Genomic DNA, 19676 nt, shown 5'->3' with positions numbered 1-19676 from the left:
CAAATTAATTAAGCTCGAGGTGGGTGGAAAAGGCCTTTAGAATCGCCTGAAAGAACGAAGGCAGGCGTAGCGAAATGATCTTCAGCTACGGGTACTTGAACGAATGATGCACTAAAAATAGGTTGGATTGCCTGAAAAGCCAACACGACTTCAGGCATTTTCTCCAAACGCTCCGAATTCGATTTTTGCTCCTTTTCTTCTGCGGCCTTTAATTGCTTGGCCAAGTAACATTGACCTTTACAGTTTAACATGGGTTTGTCTCGGTTCTCGCAAAGATTTTTGGCGATGTAATCTTGATTCACGCGGTAGTAGGCCACAGCGCCCCATTGATTCATCAAGGGAAGCTGCATGGCAAGAAACAACAAGAGAGCTACTGCGCTTTTCACGCCACAAAGGTATTTAAATTATCTACTTCAAATGCACCGCCGAATCATTGATTTGATAATTTTTTGTTTTGACCAATTCCAAGATCGCCGAACCTGCCAACAAAACAGGTCCATAGCCGTGGGCGGCAAACGGGGAGATCGGTCGGTGATAGTAGAAAGCCGGATCCCAGGCTAAACCAGTTCCCACACAGGTCCCCTCAACTTGACCTTTTTCATTCACGCGGGTAGCTACCGCATTCCAACCTAATAGTGCTGCAGGACCGTAGGTTTTCGGGTCCAACCAACCCATATTAATGCCTTTCGCCAGCACATAGGTATAAATCGCCGTGGCAGAAGTCTCTAAATACGAATCATTTTTATCAATCAATTGATGCCAAAAACCGGTGCCATCTTGATAGGACATCAGGCCTTTCAAATGATTTTTCAATTGCTTGACAAGTTCAGGTCTTGCCGGGTGATTCGCCGGTAGATACTCGAGCATTTCGCAATTGGTCAATAGTGCCCAGCCATTCGCGCGTGCCCAATGAAACTCCGGATGCTCCTCCGAATCCACCAGATACCCATGCATGTAGATATTCAAATTCGGATTAAACATGCGTTTGCGGTAGGAATTAAACTGAAATACCGCTTCGTCATATTCGCCTAATTGCAAAAGCGCTGGAATGGACATGTACACATCATCTAGCCACATCGTATGGTGAAGCGGACGTATACGAACGAGCGTTCGGTCCGGTAACCGGTGTTCTTCTTTCAAGATAAAATCAGATGCACGTTTGGTGACGAAAGACATGTCGGTTGAAAACCCTGCCTTTTTGGCCTTTATGACGGCCATTCCCATCGCTCCAATGTCATCTAACGCACGCGGATGGATTAAACCGTGTAAAACATGTTTGGCATCATTTTTCTGCGCGGCCGGAATCGCTGAGGCAATTAAGTTTAAGCGATTGAATACGTAATTTTTGTATTGCGGGGAACCGGTGATGCGAGTAAGCTCCAACATCCCCGAGTAAGTGACGCCCCATTCGTAGGAGATCGGTCGGAAATCTCCTTTGGAGAAAACGGTTTGATCTTCGAATGGTTGGCCTGGTGACCATTTCGCACCTGTCGTTTTATGAACAAAATGATTGGGTGTAGCCACCTCCAGGTAGTTAAACACCCGGTTTACGACCGAGAGTACCTCTTCCGGTTTCGCAGCGCCATAAGGAGTAGGATAATCCGCCTGCAAAGCATGCAAAGGCGCGGTGGCATCGGATGCGGCAGTGATATTTTTCTGAGCGAATAGGCTCGAGGAAATCAGCAGGAACACATAAGTATAACGCATAAAAAAAGGGCTTACGCATCGTAAAGACAAGTAAGCCCGCTAACTACTTTAAGCAAACTATTTTTTCATTTCAATCCCTTGGATCTGCACGACAATTTGTTGGTCCGCCGCCTTCGGATTTACCGCGACAAAATACACATCATGCTCACCTGTAGTTGCTTGAATCGCAACTTTTTGAATTGGTGTCGTCATTTGTCTACGCGGTGCTTGCTGCGCCGGAGCCCCTCCCGCAGGAGCAGCTACTGGTGCCGCATTCGCTACCGGTGTTCCTAGTGGAGCACCTTTTCCAGGCGTTGCCGCAGCTGCCGGTGGCCCACCAAATCCTCCTTGTGCAACCTCAATTGAATTTGTTTTACCAATCACCTGTCCAGCAGGTGAATCCAAACGGATTTCAATCACACCACCTGTCGCATTCGCACGCGCTTGCGCAGTGGCAGCAATTTCGATCATCGAGATTCCTGTTAAATCCAAACCTTTATACCCTAAGTGTGGATTTTGACCCACCATGTTGGTTGACCGACCCGGCGTAATCAATTGCAAAATACCTTTCGTTACATCCGCTTTTTCAACGTCCAATTGTGGTGCACGTAAGAATACCCATTTCTCCGCTTGAACTGGAGCAATTTTCTTGTTACCCTTATCTAAGTATGTCGCACGCACCACAAATACACCTTTCGTTGATTTTTGTCCTTCTGGCTTAGCTAAGGCTAACTCCCCTTTCAAGGCAATTTTGTTCGATGCTTTTGGCTCGCTCAAACTCATGATGTAGGACACCATTTGTTTCGCGTCAGCTTTTGAGATGGCAGGGTGTGCCGACATCGCATGCTCTCCCCAAACGCCCATTCCACCGGCAATCACTTTATCAGCTAATTGGTCGATGATGTTTTGACCTTTGTATTTGACCGCAACCTCGTTGTAGCTCGGTCCTACGGAACGCAAGTTCAACTGGTGACACGACTTACAATCGCTCTTATTGATCAAACGCAAACCAGCAGAAGCAAATAAATCTGAATCCGCCTTGCGGTGACTTTGCGACATTTCGATCGGGTCATATCCGAATGGAATGTAGTCCAAGGTTGCCGCTACTGATTCCGCAGCGATACCTTTTTCCAATTCGCCATCTTCCTTATCCGTCACCTTCACCTTGTATTTCGGTGCTGAATCTGCGAAGTAAAACGATTTGTTGGCTCCTTCGAAATCGATATCTACGATAGGCGCTTCATTGCCCACTAAGATTTCCAAAGCGGACGAATTACTTGCCCCTTTTGAATCTGTCGCTTTCAAGGTTACCGCATATTTACCTGGATCTTTCAAGGCCAAAGCGGGTGAAGCACCTGCCATCGTCTTAACAACTTTACCCGCTTTTTTCACGGTCCATGTGTAGGTCAACTTATCGCCATCGGCATCTTTTGTTCCTTCCGAAGAAAGTGTTGTCGCAAATGGAGCGGATCCTGCTTTTTTAGCTGCAGTCGCCAAAACCTCCGGCTTACGATTCCCTCCTTGGTATTCAATCTTCACCAAACGTGCATTTTCATTTCCTCTAAACCATGCAGAACCGTATTCCAACACGTATAAATCACCTTCTGGGCTGAAATCCATATCGATCGCAGAACCGAAGGTTGTGTTTGGCATAACGCGTTCCATCGATTTATAATTTCCATTTTCATCCATCGTAACGGCCATAATCCAGCCACGCATGAATTCAACGATCAACCATTTTCCTTCATAGTACGATGGAAAAGCACGCTTGGCATTTGGAAAATCAGAACGGTGATATACTGGACCTCCCGTTGCCGAACGTCCCGATGAACCCACTAATGGGAATTCTTCCGAAATACCATACGGATACCAAATAAAGGCTTTTGTAGCCGGTGGCAATTCACGTAAACCTGTGTTGTTGGGTGATTCATTTACAGGAGCAGCCGGATTGAATTTCGGTCCGATCGCTAATGTCTCAAAATTCACATCGGAATAGGCTTGGTTATTTCCGATGAAATAAGGCCAACCGAAATATCCGGGACCTTTTGCTTGGTTAAATTCATCATAGCCACGTGGACCTTTTTCCGAGTCTACGGAAGCATCTGGACCCACTTCACCCCAATACAAAAATCCAGTTTTTGAATCTAAACTTGGTCTCCATGGATTACGGTGACCCATCGTGTAGATTTCAGGACGTGTCTTAGGTGTTCCTGCTGCAAATAAGTTTCCTTTCGGAATCGTGTATGAACCATCTTTTTCTGGATGGATACGTAAGATTTTTCCACGTAAATCATTCGTGTTCGAAGCTCCTCGTTGGTCATCCCAATAAGCCTGACCCGGACGTTCGTCGATGGGTGCATAACCCTCTGAATTGCTGTTACTGGTGTTATTACCAACAGTCAAGAATAAATTTCCTGCCTTGTCGAACACCATACCCCCACCAGTGTGGCAGCATTCCTCGCGCTGCGTCGGAACTTCAAGAACGATTTTTTGTTGGTCTATCAACAATTGCTCTTCCTTTAGTTCGATACGTGCCAACACGTGTTTCGCTTCTTTCGGGTGTGCATAATAGATGTATAACCAATGATTTTCTTTGAATTTTGGATCAACGATCACGCCCATCACACCTTCTTCGGCTTCGCGTACTTGGCCAGCGCGGTTGGTATATTTCGTATTCGTCACGATTTTCCCGATTGACTTCGTGATTCCGGTCGCGGGATCGTATTGTTTGACTTCACCTTTACGTTCTACGAACACGATGCGTCCGTCGGGCAAAAATGTAAATTCCATCGGCTCGTCGAGTTTGTCTACGAGTACCGACTTAACAAAACGATTTTCATCGGGAGCTTGCGCAAGAGCTGCTAGCGAGGTACATGCTAGCGAAATGGCTAGTATAAATTGCTTCATGGTAAGTCTAGATTTATTATTTTACAAAAGTGATACAATAATCGGTAAGTAAAAATTTGCTTGGTACGTTTGATACGAAAAACCGACATGTGTCGACAAAATTTTCTTACTTTGGAAAAAAATATCGACCTATGAAAATTATTGCCTTCGTCCTTTTGGCGTTCCCTATTTTTGCACAAACAAATAAAGATGTTTCGGATATCAAGTCTGTCCTGAGTACGCAGGAGAGATTGTGGAATGAGGGAAAGATTGAGGAGTTTATGGAATATTATGCCAAAAGCGAGGACTTAAAGTTCATCGGCAAGGCTGGTGTGACCAAAGGCTGGGCGGCTACATTGAAGCGCTATCAGACTAGTTATCCGAATCGGGAGACGATGGGCACGCTGTCTTTTGACATTCAGGAAATTGATGTCACGGCTGGCCAAACCGCTTGGGTGCTCGGTCGGTGGAATCTGGCTAGGCCGAGTTTAGGGAATGTAGGCGGCTATTTTACGCTGTTGATCAAGAAAATCGACGGCCGCTGGTTGGTGGTTCGAGACCACACCAGCTAGACCCGCGAAAAGACGTAAAACATTTCACTCGCAATCTGCCGCGAACGTTCATCGTATTGCGCAGCCTCCTCCGGGGTATCATCAAAGGCTTTCGGATCTTCGTATCGCACGGGGATTCGCACTTCTGCACCGGGAATAAACGGGCAATTTTCGTCGGCATGAGAACAAGTCATCACCGTTGCGAAACTTGTGTGCGGATTAATGACATCGTCATACAATTTCGAAAACACATTAATGGGACGCGAATCTTGCGTGTGCAAGATGAAGTATATTGGATTCGAATGTCCGTGTTTCGAGACGATGAATCCCATACGCTCCAGCGAGGCAACGGTTCGTTCGTTGCAGGCGGTCACTTCGACCCCACCTGAATAACATTGAGCGGCTAATTGAAAATAATCCGCCGCTGTTTGTGCCCAAATCTGAGAAAATTGCGACCGACGCGAATTGTGCGTGCAGATGAAATTTAAACGGATAGGCTGCTCTTTTTCACGCTTGGATTTGATGTATTCGATCAAGGGCTGGAGGACGGCTTTACGTTCATCCGTGATTTCCAAGGCTAAAATGGATTCGAGGTTTTCGTTTAGGGTGTTATTCATGTGAAAAGATGGGACTTATTGCTTGAGCTTTGGCACACCTGGCAGGTGTGCCAAAGCTAAGGTATTTATGAATAAAAAAACTGATAATTTATTAACAACATCCGGATCCGGGAGCGCAGGTATTGGTTGCTTGTGTTTCAACCATTTTTAGTTCAATTTTTTCAGCGACCGGCGGCATGCAACAAGCAGCCGCATCCTGATTTTCATAATGCGGATCGTTGAATTCTGCATCTTCGTGGAAATAGTAAACCTCCCACTGAACTCCATCTGGATCTGTTGCCCAAAACTTATCTTGCACCGCATAGCAGCAAGAAGTGCCGATTTCCTCTTTGGAAACAAGTCCTTGCGCGCGTGCTTGAACTAAGCGGTTGGACATTTCCTCAAATGTTTCCACTTGAAAACCTAGGTGACCAAAATTGGACTGAACACGCTCCGGATTTTCAATAAAGGAGATGATCAACGATGGACTATCGAGGACGTATTTGGCATAACCCGGTTTTACCTTGGTGGCAGGTTGGCCAAAAAACGTCGAATAAAAATTCACTGATGCAGCCAAATTGCTGACATAAAGTGATACGTGCATACGAGGAAAGCTCATGATTAACAGCAGTTAGATTGTTGAGAAACGAAATAATGGTCAAAAAACGATCCGAACAGTTGGCTAAACTCCGCCCACTTCTCCGGATTAATGCAATAACAAACAGACACCCCTTCAATGGTGCCTTGAATAAAACCAATCTCTTTTAACTCACGCAGGTGCTGGGAAATGGTGGCTTGGGCGAGGCCAAGCTCTGAAATTAAATCGCCATTGATGCAGGTTTTCGACTTCACTAAATACTGCAGAATGGCCACACGCGCTGGATGACCTAATACTTTCGCCATTTGGGCGATCGCATTTTGCTCATCGGTAAACAAATCGGTCTTGGTGATTCCCATGGGGTTTGATTATTACATTGCAATGTTACGATGAATATCTTGAAAAAAAAAGTCTTGCCGCACCTTTGGCACACCTATCAGGTGTGCCAAAGGTAACAGGCGGCAAAAAGCTACGGTTTAAAAACCCAAAGCCCCGCAAAAAAACTGATAAAATTAATCGCGGTAATTTAAGGCAGGCTTGCGGTCGCCCAACAATGATTTGTATTGAAATTCGGCGCCTCCGCGTTTTGTCAACCACTCCGCGCGTGCCTCCTCGATCAAAGCAGGTTTCTTAAATAAATCCATCGCGGTGGCCGCTAGGGTTTTCGCAGCTACCATCATCCCTTTTCGGCCTATCGACATACCGCCGGCAGCGACAGCTTGCCAGCTATGCGCGGAGGTACCTGGAACCCATGTCGCGGTACCCAAACCGACCGTTGGCACCACCCAGCTCACATCTCCCACGTCCGTGGACCCACCACCACTCGGATCCGGACGATCCATAAATACTTGATTCGTCGTCGCCAAATCCACCGCCTGCATACCCACTGTCTGTTGCAATTGCTTCGCAAAAGCAAGTTCAGAAGCATTTAGGGTATATCCACCCACGGCCTTTAGGTTTACCCCCATCACACTCGCTAAGCGCTGATTGGGTAAAACTTCATATACTCCACCGATCAACTCCGCCTCATACCGCGTGCCGGTTCCCAGCGCTGCACCCTCGGCAATTTTCTCCAATCGACTCCACACATCAGCCACCACTTCCCGCTGCGGCGAACGTACATAATAATACACCTCCGCAAAATCAGGCACGATATTTGGCGCTTTGCCACCATTCGTAATCACATAATGAATCCGCGTCGAAGACGGCACATGCTCCCGCATCATATTCGCCATGTGGTCCATCGCCTCCACGCCATCCAAGGCCGAACGACCTCGTTCCGGTGAGGCTGCCGCATGCGATGACAATCCATAAAAACGAAATTTCCCTGCTTTATTGGCCAATGAAGACGAAGCCGAAACGGTGTTCTCATCATTCGGATGCCAGTGCAACATCACATCCGCCTGACTAAATAAACCCGCCCGCACCATATATACTTTTCCAGAACCACCCTCTTCCGCCGGGCAGCCATATAATTTAATCGTTCCTTTTTGACCCGTTTCCTTCATCCAGTCCCGCACCGCAATCGCCGCAGCAACTGACGCAGTACCAAACAAATGGTGCCCACACGCATGTCCCGAATTACCTCCCAAACTACGTTTGGTGGGAATCGAATCCTGCGACAAACCTGGCAAGGCATCGTATTCTGCCATGATACCAATCACTGGTTTTCCCTGACCAAAGGTCGCCACGAAAGCCGTAGGAATATCCGCTACACCCGCCTCCACGGTAAATCCAGCCTGACGTAAGGTCTCTTGCAGCAACAACGAACTTTGCTTTTCCTTATACCCTACCTCCGCATAATTCCATATTTTTTGAGCGATTTGCCCATACTGAGTTTCGCGCTCCACTAAACGTGAAAACACTTTTTTCTTGTCCAGCTCTTGCGCTTGAATCGACATGGCTAAGCAGAAAGCAGTGCATGTCAAGAGTAATTTTTGCATCATATTAGATCGATTTAATAAAATCAAATTTAGCCGGAAGTACCCGGAATTCAAATGTGTTGGATTCCAAAACTTCCCCATCCACCTGTGCACGCAACAAGCGATCACACGAAATGGTTTGTTGGCTTATCCGCGAAAATCTCAAAAATGGCAAACCCACGTGCTTCCCCGACTGGATAATGGGCATGTAAAATAAACGCTTCCAAACGGGCAACGGCTCACAAACCATCATATCCAATTCCCCATCTTCGATCGAAGCCATGGGAAAAAAATGAAATCCACCCCCCGCACGCGATGAATTAAAGACCATGCATAAAAAGACAGGAAGGCCTGAAATCCGATAATGCTTGAATCTGAATAAGGCAGGAATTGCGGCCAAATAATAGCCCAAACCACCTTTGATGTACCGTATCGCCTCCATCGAGCGCAAAACCTCCCCCTCAATTCCGATCCCCACACCATTTAAAAATAGCATCTCATTCACCTGCCCCGCATCGAATCGCCCACGGACACCAGCCAGAATGGAAGCCAAATGAGCTTCACGCGAACAATCCCCAAAAAGTTTCCAGTAAAAATCATTGCCCGTCCCCCCTTTGAATAGGCCAATCGGCAAGGAACAGGTCGGATAACGATTCACAAAATAATTAAACGTTCCATCACCCCCCATCACCCAAACTTCCTCAAATCCTTCCAGCGCGAATGGCCATTCTCGGTCAAAAACCGTGATTTGATGCGCAGCACACTGCTTCAAAACCCAGCTTACATAACTAGCTAACTCTTCTTTTTTGTGGGGATTAATTAAAAACGCAATTTGTTTCATCCACAAATAAATGAAATAAATACAAATTAATCCAATGCATTCCTCCCAGCCATTCCATCTCTAGGAACATTTTTGTATGTTTGTTTATGAACCAAAACTACCCAACCGCCATCATAACCGGCGCTTCCAAAGGAATTGGACGTGCACTCGCCCTCCTACTTGCCGGACATAATTTCCAACTCAGCCTCATCGCACGCAATCAAGGCGAACTCAAAGACCTCGCTGCGGAGATTACAGAAATTGGGCACCGACCGCTTTACTTTGCAGGTGATATTGCCGATGAAGCCTTTGTCACTTTGGCGATCGAAAAGACAGCCCACACCTTTCAGAAAATTGATTTCTTGATTAACAATGCGGGCGTTGGCGCTTTTGGGCCAACCGAAAGTTATACAAGCGAAAAATGGGATCAGGTTTTTGACACCAATGTGAAAGGGACTTTTTTGTGCACCCAACACGTCTTACCCCACATGAAAGAAGCGAAAAAAGGTCACCTCATCACCATCGCGTCCGATGTAGCGAAACGGGTTTTCGACGGTGGTTCCTTGTATTGCGCCTCAAAATATGCCCAACATGCCTTCACCGAAGCCGTGCGCAAAGAAGTCAGAAAAGATGGCATCAAAGTTTCTACCGTATATTCCGGTTTAGTTGACTCCCATTTTCATGCAGACCCGCAAGGCGATCCATCTCATCAAGGATGGTTGAGCCCTGAAAATATGGCCGACAGCATCTATTACATCATGAATCAGCCCGCGCATGTCGTGATCGACGAACTAATGATTCACCCTTTATCGCAGGAATATTAGCCAACAGTCTAGTACTGTTTGCGCAAAAACATCCGATCATTTAAATTTAATCTGAAAATAAACCTGTTGGAATGTCTATAAAAAAACCTACGCTAAGCTTTAGTCAAATCATCAACATGAACGTTGGTTTTTTCGGCATTCAATATAGCTTCGGGCTCCAGCAAAGTGCGGTTAATCCCATATATGATTTCTTAGGGGCGAGTCCAGATGAAATACCCTTATTGAATTTAGCGGGACCGGTGACAGGTTTATTGATTCAGCCATTCATTGGTGCCCTTTCCGATAGCACCTGGCATCCACGCATATTATATAAAGACAGGGAATCGAATTTTATAATCATTCTTAGTAACTTGGGCTTTCAAATCTGAACCTATGCAAAAATTACGCGTATTAGTGGTGGGATGTGGCAACATGGGTGCCTCCCACGCAACAGCCTATCATAACGCAGCCGCTTTCGAAATTTGCGGCCTCGTTTCTCCCGGCAAAAGCAAGGAGACATTGAATCAAAAATTAGGCGGCTCTTACCCATTATTCGACGAATATCTATCGGCCCTAGCTGAAACCAAACCCGATGCCGTTTGCATCTCCACCTACCCAGACACGCACGAAGCGTATGCGATTGCGGCCATGGAAGCGGGTTGTCATGTGTTTATCGAAAAGCCCATTGCTGATAGTTTAGCGGGCGCGATTCGCGTGGCAGCTGTGGCACAAAAAACAGGCAAAAAACTCGTTGTTGGCTATATTTTACGCCACCATCCTTCGTGGATTAAGTTTATCGAAATTGCCAAAGAAATGGGAAAACCACTCGTCATGCGGATGAATTTGAACCAACAATCCCACGGATACATGTGGGATGTGCACCGTAATTTGATGGCAAGTTTAAGCCCAATCGTGGATTGCGGCGTGCATTACATTGATGTCATGTGCCAAATGACGCGTTCGAAACCCATACGTGTTTCGGCGATTGGGGCGCGCATGACGGAAGATATTCCGGCTGGAAATTACAATTATGGCCAACTCCAAATTCATTTTGAAGATGGTTCCGTAGGCTGGTACGAAGCAGGCTGGGGACCTATGATTTCCCAGACGGCTTATTTTGTCAAAGATGTTTTTGGCCCAAAAGGATCTGTTTCCATTGTCGCTCAAAACGCGAGTGGCGAAGGGAAATCTGATTCCGTAGAATCCCATACCAAAACCGAATCATTGCGTGTGCACCATGCTGATATCAATGCTGAAAATGAATTCACTCGCGCAGATGAGTGGATTAATCTAACCGACGAACCCGATCACCAAGGTTTATGTGACCGCGAGCAAGCTTATTTCCTACACGCTATTCAGGACAATGTGGACTTAACTGATCACGTAGAAGACGCGGTAAACAGTTTGCGAATCGCATTCGCGTGCGATGAGTCTGTTAGGACGGGGAAGATGGTGGTGCTTGTAAGTGGTCAGTAATCAGTGGTCAGTTGTCAGTGGAAATAAAAGTTCAAAGCCAAAAATATTAACCGTTTGACTTTGGACTCTTTACCTATAAATTACTGACCACTGATTACTGACTACTGATTACTGACTACTGACTACTGATTACTGACCACTGATTACTATTTCAAATACTCCCCCAACCAGTTCCTAACCTCCTGATAATGAAACTTCGAATTATCTGGACTTAGGATCCAATGATTCTCGCCTGGGAAAACAATCAATTTACTTGGAATCTGTAAGCGCTGATGAATGCTCCAGTTTTCGAGTGTATTGTTGATGGGGACACGGAAATCATTTTCCCCTACGGTCAATAACATGGGCGTTTTGAAATTAGCGGCAAAACGCATCGGATTTTGTTCCTTCCAGGTTTTGGTAGGTACCCATGGCGCACTTCCATTCATTAATTCACGACCCCAAATCACATCCGACGTGCCCCATTGCACCTCTGAATTCACTAATCCCGCGTGCGCAATTAAACATTTGAAATGCGAGGTAGTCGCCTGCATCCAGTTGGCCAAATGCCCTCCATACGACGCACCACCTGCCGCTTGGCGCGAGGCATCAATAAACGGATAGCGCTTAATGGCATCTGCTGCAGCCTCTAAAATTTCATTTCCGGGTCCTTTAAATGGATCAAACTGAATGTCTTGCGCGAATTTCTCGCCATAGCCTACCGAACCTGTGTAGTCGGTCATGACCAAGACATAATCAGAAGAACCTAATACATAAGGGTTCCAACGGGAACCAAAAACATCTTTAAATGAGATGGCTGGTCCTCCGTGCATCAACACAAAAAGGGGGTATTTTTTTGACGCATCAAAACCCGCCGGACGCAAGATGGTACTACGAATCATTTTACCTCGCGATGATTTGGTCCAGAAAACCTCTGGTTTAGGCAAATCCAACGAGGCCAAAACTGCATCATTCGCTTTGGAAATTCCGATGCGTTTTCCACCTACATAGGTAAATACTTCGGCAGGCGCAGCGATATGTTGGTACGTATAGGCCACAACCCCATTCGATACCGACAATCCAGTCACAGAACCAGACTCTCCGCCAAACAGCGGTTTCACTTCACCAGACTCAATCGAAATCTGAATCGCACGATCCACACCTTGATCTTCGATACTCGCATAAATCGATTCCCCTGAGATTTGCATGTCGTTGATCGGACGGTCTAGGCCCACAGCTAATTCGGTCCGACCGCTCATACTTGGCCACGCAAAACGATACAGGTGATTCAAATAATAGATTTTGTTGCCATTCACATGTCCAGTCGACATGAGGTATTTACCGTCTTCCGAAAACTGAACTTGGCCATAGTCAGTCGTTTCATCACTCACCAATTTAGCCTCTCCGCCCGTAACAGGAAGTGAATAAAGATGTGATGTTGGGGAACGGTAGGCAGAAGTATTATATTCTGTAGTCGCTGAAAAAACAATCGTCGATCCGTCTGGAGCAATGTCAAACGCCCCCAATTGAAAACCTTTGGATTCTACTAAGCTTACTTGAGAAAAGATGTTTTTGGGCGTTGGCTTTGCCGTGGTAACATCCATCACGAAGATATGTGTTTGTTTTTCATCGAGCCAAGAATCCCAATAGCGAATCGGGAAGGAGGTATAGACCCGTGCTTTGGTTTTGATTTTCTTCTTATCCTCAGCTATTTTTTTACTGAGCGAATCTGTGAACGCTGTTGGGTATACGCGCGACGTAAATGCGATCAATTTACCATCCGAACTAATTTTAGCTCCCGAAACGCCTGTGGATAAATTCGTCAAACGTTGTGCTTCACCCCCGAAATCAAGATTTAAGCGGTATAATTGAGCAACTTCATCTCCTTCTCGCTTGGCAGAAAAAAAGATTTGATTGGCAGTTGGGTGCCAGAAATAACCTTCTTCACCGCCTTTGGTATTCGTTATTTTTCGGGGCTCCGTAGACCCGTCGGCAGCCGAAAGCCACAAATCCGTACTTTGTTCATCCGAGTTATACGACGTTTCGGTCCGACTGAAAACCACCCATTTGCCGGAAGCGCTGAGTGCGGGTGCACCGATTTTTTTTAGCATCCACATGCGTTCATGTGTCATCGCTGGTTTTTGCCCAAATGCGGCAAATCCGCAGGCAAATAGAATAATTAGGAGAAAATTTTTCATGTAAAACATTTAGCTTCGTAAATTAGTTGATAATTCTTCATCATTAAAATCTTATGAAAAAAAAATACGCATTACTTAGTTTGGCGTTAACCTTAAGTATAGGTACCCTGAACGCACAAACTCCGGCCAAATTTATTGACCGTGCAAACATGAATCTTTCCGTAAAACCTGGAGATGATTTTGTGGAATATTCAAATGGCGCTTGGTTGAAAAACAATGTCATTCCAGCCAAAGAAACACGCTGGGGTAGCTTCAACCAACTTCGTGATTTCAACATCAATGCCGTAAAATCCATCCTTGAGGGAACGCAGGGCTCTAAAGCAGCCGCAGGTTCTGTTGAACGACGCGTGGCTGATTTCTATGCAGCAGCGATGGACAGTTTGACGATTGAAAAACTAGGTTATTCACCTATTCAAGCAGATTTAAACCAAATCAACGCGATCCAATTCAAGTCTCAGATTATCACCGAAATTGCCCGCATGCGCAAGACTGGTGCTGGTTCTCCCCTATTCAGTTTCTACGTAGGTCAAGACCGCAAGCAAGTGGACAAAATGGTTCCACAGTTGGGCCAAGGCGGAACATCTTTACCTGATCGCGATTTATACTTAAAATCGGACGCGCGTAGTTTAAAGATCCAAGAAGGATTTAAAACCTACGTATCGACGCTATTTGAATTGATTGGCACATCACCTGCACAAGCGAAAGCGAATGCAGCGTCTATTTTCCAATTGGAGAAAAAATTAGCGGAAGCACAAATGTCGCGTTTGGAAATGCGCGATCCATATAAGACATACAACAAACTTGTCTTTGCAGATTTCAACCAGAAAACACCGGCATTCAATTGGGCATTGACGTTCCAAGATTTTGGTACAAAAGCACCTGATTCGGTATTGGTTTCTGCGCCTAAATTCTTTGAGTCTGTCAATAAAATGTTGATCGAAACACCGATTGAGACTTGGAAAACCTATTTAACCTGGAATCTTTTGAAAGGATCATCTAGCTATTTAAGCTATCCTTTTGTGAATGCAAGCTTTACATTCAATCAAGTCGTTAGTGGCCAAAAAGCCCAAACGCCCCGTTGGCAACGCATGTCATCCCTTACCGATGGCGTAATTGGTGAACTATTAGGCCAGTTATATGTAGCCAAATATTTCAAGCCAGAAGCGAAAGAGCGCATGGTGGAATTGGTTGCGAATCTCCGTAAGGCATTCGAAATCCGCATCAATGGTCTCGAGTGGATGAGTGCAGAAACGAAGCAAAAAGCCTTAGCTAAATTGTACGCCTTTACACCCAAAATCGGCTATCCAGAAATTTGGAAAACATATGAAGGTTTAGAAATTTCACCAAACGCCTTTTATCAAAACATGCGCAATGCAGGTGCGTGGGGTTTCCAAGAGAACATCGCTCAGATCGGAAAACCGGTAGACCGTACGAAGTGGGGCATGACGCCGCCAACGGTTAATGCGTATTACAGCCCGGTGATGAATGAAATCGTATTCCCAGCGGGAATTTTACAATTCCCTTTCTTTGATGCCAAAGCAGATGATGCGATTAACTACGGTGGAATTGGCGCAGTAATCGGCCATGAAATGTCACATGGCTACGATGATTCAGGTAGTCAATATGATAAAGATGGAGCCTTACGCAATTGGTGGACAAAAGATGACCTGGCCAAATTTAAAGTTAAGACTGAGCAATTAGGCAAGCAATTTGACGCCTATACCGTATTAGATACACTCCATGTAAATGGGAAATTTACGATGGGCGAGAACATCGGTGATTTAGGTGGTTTGAACGTGGCTTATGAGGCATTCAAGATGACGAAGCAAGGAAAGTCCAAAACGAAAATTGACGGGTTTACACCAGACCAACGATTCTTCTTAGCGTGGGCTCAGGTGTGGAGAAGCAAAACAGTACCTGAAACGGCTGCAAATTTGATTCAAACAGATCCGCATTCACCAGCACAATACCGGACCATCGGAGCACCCGTTAACATGGACGCGTGGTATCAGGCGTTCGGTGTGAAACCAGGTGATAAATTATATAAGAAGCCGGAGGATCGGATAAAAATTTGGTAAAATTGTAGAGACGCGATACCTCGCGTCTTTAAAAGTAGAGACGCGATACCTCGCGTCTTTAAAAGAAATTTAGACGCGAAGTATCGCGTCTCTACAATTAAAAAGGCGACCATGCGGTCGCCTTTTTAACTTATTTAAGATACTTCTCCAACCACTGAAACTGTTCCCACAGCAGGTGCAAGACATTTTCTCGGCCACGGTAGCTATGCGCTTCGTAGGGTAAATACACAAAGCGGGTTGTGCCTCCATTTCCTTTTAACGCAGCGTATAAACGCTCACTATTAATTGGGAAGGTACCTGTGTTATCATCCTGCTCGCCGTGCACTAATAAAATCGGTTCCTTGATTTTATCTGCATAACTGAATGGGCTCATTTCAAAATATAATTGAGGTGCTTGCCAATACGTACGATCTTCATTTTGGAAACCAAACGGAGTTAAGGTTCTGTTATAAGCACCACTACGTGCAATACCTGCCTTAAACAAATCCGTATGGGCCAATAAATTAGCTGTCATAAAGGCGCCATAGCTATGACCACCTACCGCCATGCGCTTGCGATCACCTACACCCAACTGCACCAAATGATCGATTGCCGCGGATGCATTCAACTTCAGCTGCTCGACAAAATTATCATTTGGCTTCTTAGAAGCGTCTGTTGAAACAATCGGCATTTCCGCATTATCCAAAATCGCATATCCCTGTGTCGCATAGTAAATAGGCGAAGCCCAGCTCAAAGTCGTAAAACGGTCTTTGCTACCACGAATCTGCGCCGCATCTGCCGCTGAATTAAATTCACGCGGATAAGCCCAGATTAAAACTGGCAAAGGACCATCCTTTTCTTTGTTATAGCCTTTTGGCAAATACAAATCTCCCGTTAAATCTACCCCGTCAGCACGTTTGTATTTGATTTTCTCTTTGGTGATACCCACTAAATTAGGATATGGATTTTCAAATTGCGTCAAAGATTTATCCTGTGCAGGGTTCAAAAGGTTTTTGATGAAGTAATTTGGGACATCTGTTTTTGATTCCTTACGAGTCAAAACTTGTAATTTCTCCGCATCGATCACCTCTTCTACCATTTCAAAGCTTCCTTCTTTGGCTCGCCAAATGATCTCATTCTTCTTCGTAATTAAATCAAATTTGGCAATAAAAGGTAAATCACCCTTATCAGAAGAACCCACTGGGTTGTTCATTAGTATTTTAGTTCCGCCGTCGATCAATTGAATCACATCACGTCCAAACGCATTTTTTGTCTGAACAGGACTTCCTGGATTGCGGTAAGCATCAGTTAGATTACGTTCATACAAAACCTCCATCGCACCCGTCTGCGGCGTATAGCGACTCACTTTTGACGTTTGCTTCCCACGCAATACCTCGGATACCAATGCAAGATTTTTATCTCCCCAAGTCACCCCGGCAAAACGCGTTTTGGTTTTAAACAACTCCTTCGCTGCTTGCGTAAATGGCGCAGCTAGGCTATAAACCGCATCATGAAATTCCACTTGCTTCTTGATGAAACCACTATCCAATGGCATCGCATACACGATCGAAGCTGGCTCATCATCACGCCACTCAAATCCCCTTGGGACATTTTGCACGTTGTCATTTCCTGCTGGAGCGCTCTCCGCAGAAGGAAGTTTGGCTAATTCCTTGATAACTTTCCCTTCTAGATTCATCACGGAAACAGTGGATGTAAATCCATACGCCGGCACCGCATACGAGAATGGTTTCGTTAAGGTCCGCGTCATAACATACTGCCGATCAGGCGATAATTGAAAAGAGTTGGTTAGCTCAGGCTTGCCGACTTTCTTATTGACCCCATTTTTGTAAAGGACCAGTTGGCTTTCAGCATAATACGCGAACAGACTCTCATCATACGGAGATTTAATCAAATCCTGGAATGTAGGACGTGGAGCAGCCTTGCCAATATTTTGTTGGATCGTAGGTCCCTTCGGCGTAATCGGACGCTTCGGTGCACCAGCTGCGTCATGCGTCGTTGCTTTGTATAAAATAGTTTGATCATCTACCCACGTAAAGGCATTGCCTAAGACTTGGTTAATCGGATCATTGTTCACGCGCGTCGCTTTTTTGGTGGCGATATCGATGACATATAGATCTACCCGATTCACTTCGGATTGGGTAAATGCAATTTTAGTTTCGGATGGATTCCAGGCGATCGCTCCGGCAGCTAGGTTTTTGGGCAAGCCAGTAATCGCGATGGGAGCACCGGATTTGATGGACTGCAACGTAATACTGCTGATGGGGCTTTGTCGGCTTGGAGAAAAATTAAGGGGATTCAATCGCAATCCCGCAATCTTCATTTCCGGTTGGCCTAATTCCTCCACACTCGGATACGAATTACGGCCTAGTAATAATAAATATTCTGCTTTGGAATCAATGCGCACAAAAGGCGTTGGCTTCGCTAAAAGCAAGTCGGCAATTTCCTTAGGCGGTAATTGATACGCATCAGTATCTTGCGCGTGGCTTAGGCTGGCAGCACCTATAAAAAGGGCTACGGACAACAACAGAGTTGATTTTTTCATAGGATAAATAAGGGATAAAAAAAGGTGGCTGATTTGTCAGCCACCTTTTGAAATTCAATTTATAGTGGATTTTGTACGATTGCTGGATTTGCATTAATCTCACGACGTGGGATTAAGAATTCCCAACGCACATCACCCGGAGCTGCATCAAACAATAATACAACTGAGGCTATTGCGTTTGTTCCATTTCTGTTTAATGGCGCGTTTGTACGCTTTAAATCTAGGAAACGGTGACCTTCACCCCATAATTCAATGCGGCGGTGGATTAAAATCTCTGCTACCAAAGCATCACCTGTTTTTGTCGACTGTACATAACTAGCATCACGTGTTTTCACTAAATCAAACAACACTTTGGAAGCACCAGCAGCATCATTTAAACGAGCTTTCGCTTCAGCTTCGATCAAATACATTTCAGCTGCACGCATGTACGGCACATCGCCCATAGCCGATGTAGAAGGTACACCTGGCAATCTGAATTTTTGATTCAAGAACTTAGGACGAACACCCCCCGGAGGAACAATTGAGTTTGCTGCAGTCGGATTTTCAACCCACATCTTTGCGCGGACGTCTGTGGTTGGAATCTGCTTGTATAACAAACTATTAATTACCTTAGGGTAGGTACGAATAACAGTCGAATTGTAGTTACATGAAATATACGAGTGATACCCACCAAAAAACTCAGATTGATCTTCTAAGTGATCAAAACCCCACATCCACTCGGGGTTGGCGATATCTTGAAAACCATCTAGGTACTGCGTCGCATTCATTGGAGCAAATCCAGCACGCGCTTCTGCTGCAAATTTAGCGGCATTTGCCCAATCTTGCTGAACCAAGGCTACGCGCGCTTGGAATCCGCGTACCACATTCAAATTGATATGCGATTTGTTAGCCCGTGATGCGGTCAATAACAACGCAGCATCCGCCAAGTCTTTATTGATTTGTGCATATACTTCTTCGACGGTATTACGTGGTTTTCCTTCGGTCGTTGGCTCTAAAACCAATGGCACACCTAATTGCGTATTAGGCTTCGCACGCGCCTCGTAGCGTTTACCGTATAACTGCACCAAGTTGAAGTAACCAAAAGCCCGTAAAGCCAATGCCTCACCTTTTAATGCATTACGATCAGCGGCTGGGCCTACGGCTTTATCAATATTCGCAATGCCAATGTTGGCATTACCAATAATGCGGTAATACAATTCATACGGGAATTGAGCCATCGTATTCACGTCAGAGCGATGAGCAACCCATTGGGTCTCGCCCACGTGCCAGCCGGATGCTGTGGTACCTAAAACCATATCTTCACCCATGTGATCTAAAATAATCATCATGGCCGGATGACCTGAGTGACCTTGTGAGCTCAAATAACGAACAACAAAGGAACGGTAGATACCGTTGATAGCTGCTGCTGCATTTTTTGTTGTCGCATAAGCAGAACCTGCGTCGATACTTGCGGTAGGCGTCGTATCCAAATATGTTTTCTCACATGATAAAGAGATCATGCTGAGAAAGAAAGCGAAAATTAGTAAACTTTTATTTTTCAT

16 protein-coding genes are annotated in these 19676 nt (G+C 45.4%); 5 read left to right on the top strand and 11 right to left on the bottom strand.

Going from position 1 to position 19676, the window contains the following annotated elements; genetic code table 11:
* Positions 1-8: 8 nt before the first annotated feature.
* The 3 genes from ACIQ6T_RS04725 to ACIQ6T_RS04715 are packed head-to-tail and all read right to left on the bottom strand — an operon-like array spanning position 9 to position 4593.
* Complete coding sequence (locus ACIQ6T_RS04725; protein ID WP_395767460.1) at positions 9-386, bottom strand: hypothetical protein; 378 nt, start codon at positions 384-386, stop codon at positions 9-11.
* Between the two features lie 22 nt (positions 387-408).
* On the bottom strand, positions 409-1707 hold the full coding sequence (locus ACIQ6T_RS04720; RefSeq protein ID WP_395767461.1) for a glycoside hydrolase family 105 protein: 1299 nt from the start codon (positions 1705-1707) through the stop codon (positions 409-411).
* A gap of 57 nt (positions 1708-1764) precedes the next feature.
* Positions 1765-4593 (bottom strand): PQQ-dependent sugar dehydrogenase, encoded by a 2829-nt coding sequence (locus tag ACIQ6T_RS04715; protein WP_395767462.1) that lies wholly within the window; start codon positions 4591-4593, stop codon positions 1765-1767.
* Between the two features lie 131 nt (positions 4594-4724).
* Between ACIQ6T_RS04715 and ACIQ6T_RS04710 the strand changes: the two genes are divergently transcribed.
* Positions 4725-5144 (top strand): YybH family protein, encoded by a 420-nt coding sequence (locus ACIQ6T_RS04710; protein WP_395767463.1) that lies wholly within the window; start codon positions 4725-4727, stop codon positions 5142-5144.
* On the opposite strand, the gene ACIQ6T_RS04705 is transcribed toward ACIQ6T_RS04710, so the two are convergent.
* From ACIQ6T_RS04705 to ACIQ6T_RS04685, 5 genes are all read right to left on the bottom strand, one after another.
* Complete coding sequence (locus tag ACIQ6T_RS04705) at positions 5141-5740, bottom strand: protein-tyrosine-phosphatase (protein ID WP_395784748.1); 600 nt, start codon at positions 5738-5740, stop codon at positions 5141-5143. The two genes, ACIQ6T_RS04710 and ACIQ6T_RS04705, sit on opposite strands and share 4 nt — an antisense overlap.
* Positions 5741-5831: 91 nt before the next feature.
* Positions 5832-6338 (bottom strand): ArsI/CadI family heavy metal resistance metalloenzyme, encoded by a 507-nt coding sequence (locus ACIQ6T_RS04700; RefSeq protein ID WP_395784746.1) that lies wholly within the window; start codon positions 6336-6338, stop codon positions 5832-5834.
* Between the two features lie 2 nt (positions 6339-6340).
* A complete protein-coding gene (locus ACIQ6T_RS04695) occupies positions 6341-6676 on the bottom strand; it encodes an ArsR/SmtB family transcription factor (protein WP_395767466.1) in 336 nt (111 codons plus the stop codon).
* Positions 6677-6829: 153 nt separating this feature from the next.
* Entirely contained in the window at positions 6830-8260 is a 1431-nt protein-coding gene (locus ACIQ6T_RS04690; RefSeq protein ID WP_395784773.1) for an amidohydrolase, read from the bottom strand.
* Positions 8261-8264: 4 nt separating this feature from the next.
* Positions 8265-9080, bottom strand: coding sequence for a diacylglycerol/lipid kinase family protein (locus tag ACIQ6T_RS04685; protein ID WP_395784744.1), 816 nt, complete (start codon positions 9078-9080; stop codon positions 8265-8267).
* Between the two features lie 86 nt (positions 9081-9166).
* On the opposite strand from ACIQ6T_RS04685, the gene ACIQ6T_RS04680 reads away from it, so the two are divergent.
* The 3 genes from ACIQ6T_RS04680 to ACIQ6T_RS04670 all read left to right on the top strand — a co-directional run bounded on the left by ACIQ6T_RS04680 (position 9167) and on the right by ACIQ6T_RS04670 (position 11338).
* The gene (locus ACIQ6T_RS04680; RefSeq protein WP_395767468.1) at positions 9167-9883 is read left to right on the top strand and encodes an SDR family oxidoreductase; all 717 of its coding nucleotides are present in this window, start codon (positions 9167-9169) and stop codon (positions 9881-9883) included.
* A gap of 71 nt (positions 9884-9954) precedes the next feature.
* A complete protein-coding gene (locus ACIQ6T_RS04675; RefSeq protein WP_395784742.1) occupies positions 9955-10251 on the top strand; it encodes a hypothetical protein in 297 nt (98 codons plus the stop codon).
* 4 nt (positions 10252-10255) lie between these two features.
* Positions 10256-11338, top strand: a complete 1083-nt coding sequence (locus ACIQ6T_RS04670; protein ID WP_395784740.1) for a Gfo/Idh/MocA family protein — start codon at positions 10256-10258, stop codon at positions 11336-11338.
* A gap of 146 nt (positions 11339-11484) precedes the next feature.
* Here ACIQ6T_RS04670 and ACIQ6T_RS04665 read toward each other — a convergent pair whose 3' ends face one another.
* Positions 11485-13515, bottom strand: coding sequence for a S9 family peptidase (locus ACIQ6T_RS04665; protein WP_395784738.1), 2031 nt, complete (start codon positions 13513-13515; stop codon positions 11485-11487).
* Positions 13516-13568: 53 nt separating this feature from the next.
* Here ACIQ6T_RS04665 and ACIQ6T_RS04660 point away from each other — a divergent pair, with 53 nt between their 5' ends.
* Positions 13569-15593, top strand: a complete 2025-nt coding sequence (locus ACIQ6T_RS04660) for a M13 family metallopeptidase (protein ID WP_395784736.1) — start codon at positions 13569-13571, stop codon at positions 15591-15593.
* A gap of 130 nt (positions 15594-15723) precedes the next feature.
* On the opposite strand, the gene ACIQ6T_RS04655 is transcribed toward ACIQ6T_RS04660, so the two are convergent.
* Both ACIQ6T_RS04655 and ACIQ6T_RS04650 read right to left on the bottom strand, forming a co-directional pair.
* Positions 15724-18135: a prolyl oligopeptidase family serine peptidase gene (locus tag ACIQ6T_RS04655; protein ID WP_395784734.1), complete on the bottom strand. Its 2412-nt coding sequence runs from the start codon at positions 18133-18135 to the stop codon at positions 15724-15726.
* A gap of 59 nt (positions 18136-18194) precedes the next feature.
* Complete coding sequence (locus tag ACIQ6T_RS04650; RefSeq protein ID WP_395784732.1) at positions 18195-19676, bottom strand: RagB/SusD family nutrient uptake outer membrane protein; 1482 nt, start codon at positions 19674-19676, stop codon at positions 18195-18197.

It is taken from the genome of Aquirufa sp. (assembly GCF_044377215.1).
GTDB lineage: Bacteria > Bacteroidota > Bacteroidia > Cytophagales > Spirosomataceae > Aquirufa.
This window is presented reverse-complemented; position numbering and strand designations above follow the sequence as displayed.

What these genes read in the sequence shown, in the direction of transcription:
- ACIQ6T_RS04710 (WP_395767463.1), top strand. Translation starts at nt 4,725, where the DNA reads ATGAAAATTATTGCCTTCGTCCTTTTGGCGTTCCCTATTTTTGCACAA.
- ACIQ6T_RS04660 (WP_395784736.1), top strand. Translation starts at nt 13,569, where the DNA reads ATGAAAAAAAAATACGCATTACTTAGTTTGGCGTTAACCTTAAGTATA.
- ACIQ6T_RS04715 (WP_395767462.1), bottom strand. Translation starts at nt 4,593, where the DNA reads ATGAAGCAATTTATACTAGCCATTTCGCTAGCATGTACCTCGCTAGCA.
- ACIQ6T_RS04680 (WP_395767468.1), top strand. Translation starts at nt 9,167, where the DNA reads ATGAACCAAAACTACCCAACCGCCATCATAACCGGCGCTTCCAAAGGA.
- ACIQ6T_RS04650 (WP_395784732.1), bottom strand. Translation starts at nt 19,676, where the DNA reads ATGAAAAATAAAAGTTTACTAATTTTCGCTTTCTTTCTCAGCATGATC.
- ACIQ6T_RS04665 (WP_395784738.1), bottom strand. Translation starts at nt 13,515, where the DNA reads ATGAAAAATTTTCTCCTAATTATTCTATTTGCCTGCGGATTTGCCGCA.
- ACIQ6T_RS04705 (WP_395784748.1), bottom strand. Translation starts at nt 5,740, where the DNA reads ATGAATAACACCCTAAACGAAAACCTCGAATCCATTTTAGCCTTGGAA.
- ACIQ6T_RS04675 (WP_395784742.1), top strand. Translation starts at nt 9,955, where the DNA reads ATGTCTATAAAAAAACCTACGCTAAGCTTTAGTCAAATCATCAACATG.
- ACIQ6T_RS04655 (WP_395784734.1), bottom strand. Translation starts at nt 18,135, where the DNA reads ATGAAAAAATCAACTCTGTTGTTGTCCGTAGCCCTTTTTATAGGTGCT.
- ACIQ6T_RS04690 (WP_395784773.1), bottom strand. Translation starts at nt 8,260, where the DNA reads ATGCAAAAATTACTCTTGACATGCACTGCTTTCTGCTTAGCCATGTCG.
- ACIQ6T_RS04695 (WP_395767466.1), bottom strand. Translation starts at nt 6,676, where the DNA reads ATGGGAATCACCAAGACCGATTTGTTTACCGATGAGCAAAATGCGATC.
- ACIQ6T_RS04685 (WP_395784744.1), bottom strand. Translation starts at nt 9,080, where the DNA reads ATGAAACAAATTGCGTTTTTAATTAATCCCCACAAAAAAGAAGAGTTA.
- ACIQ6T_RS04670 (WP_395784740.1), top strand. Translation starts at nt 10,256, where the DNA reads ATGCAAAAATTACGCGTATTAGTGGTGGGATGTGGCAACATGGGTGCC.
- ACIQ6T_RS04720 (WP_395767461.1), bottom strand. Translation starts at nt 1,707, where the DNA reads ATGCGTTATACTTATGTGTTCCTGCTGATTTCCTCGAGCCTATTCGCT.
- ACIQ6T_RS04700 (WP_395784746.1), bottom strand. Translation starts at nt 6,338, where the DNA reads ATGAGCTTTCCTCGTATGCACGTATCACTTTATGTCAGCAATTTGGCT.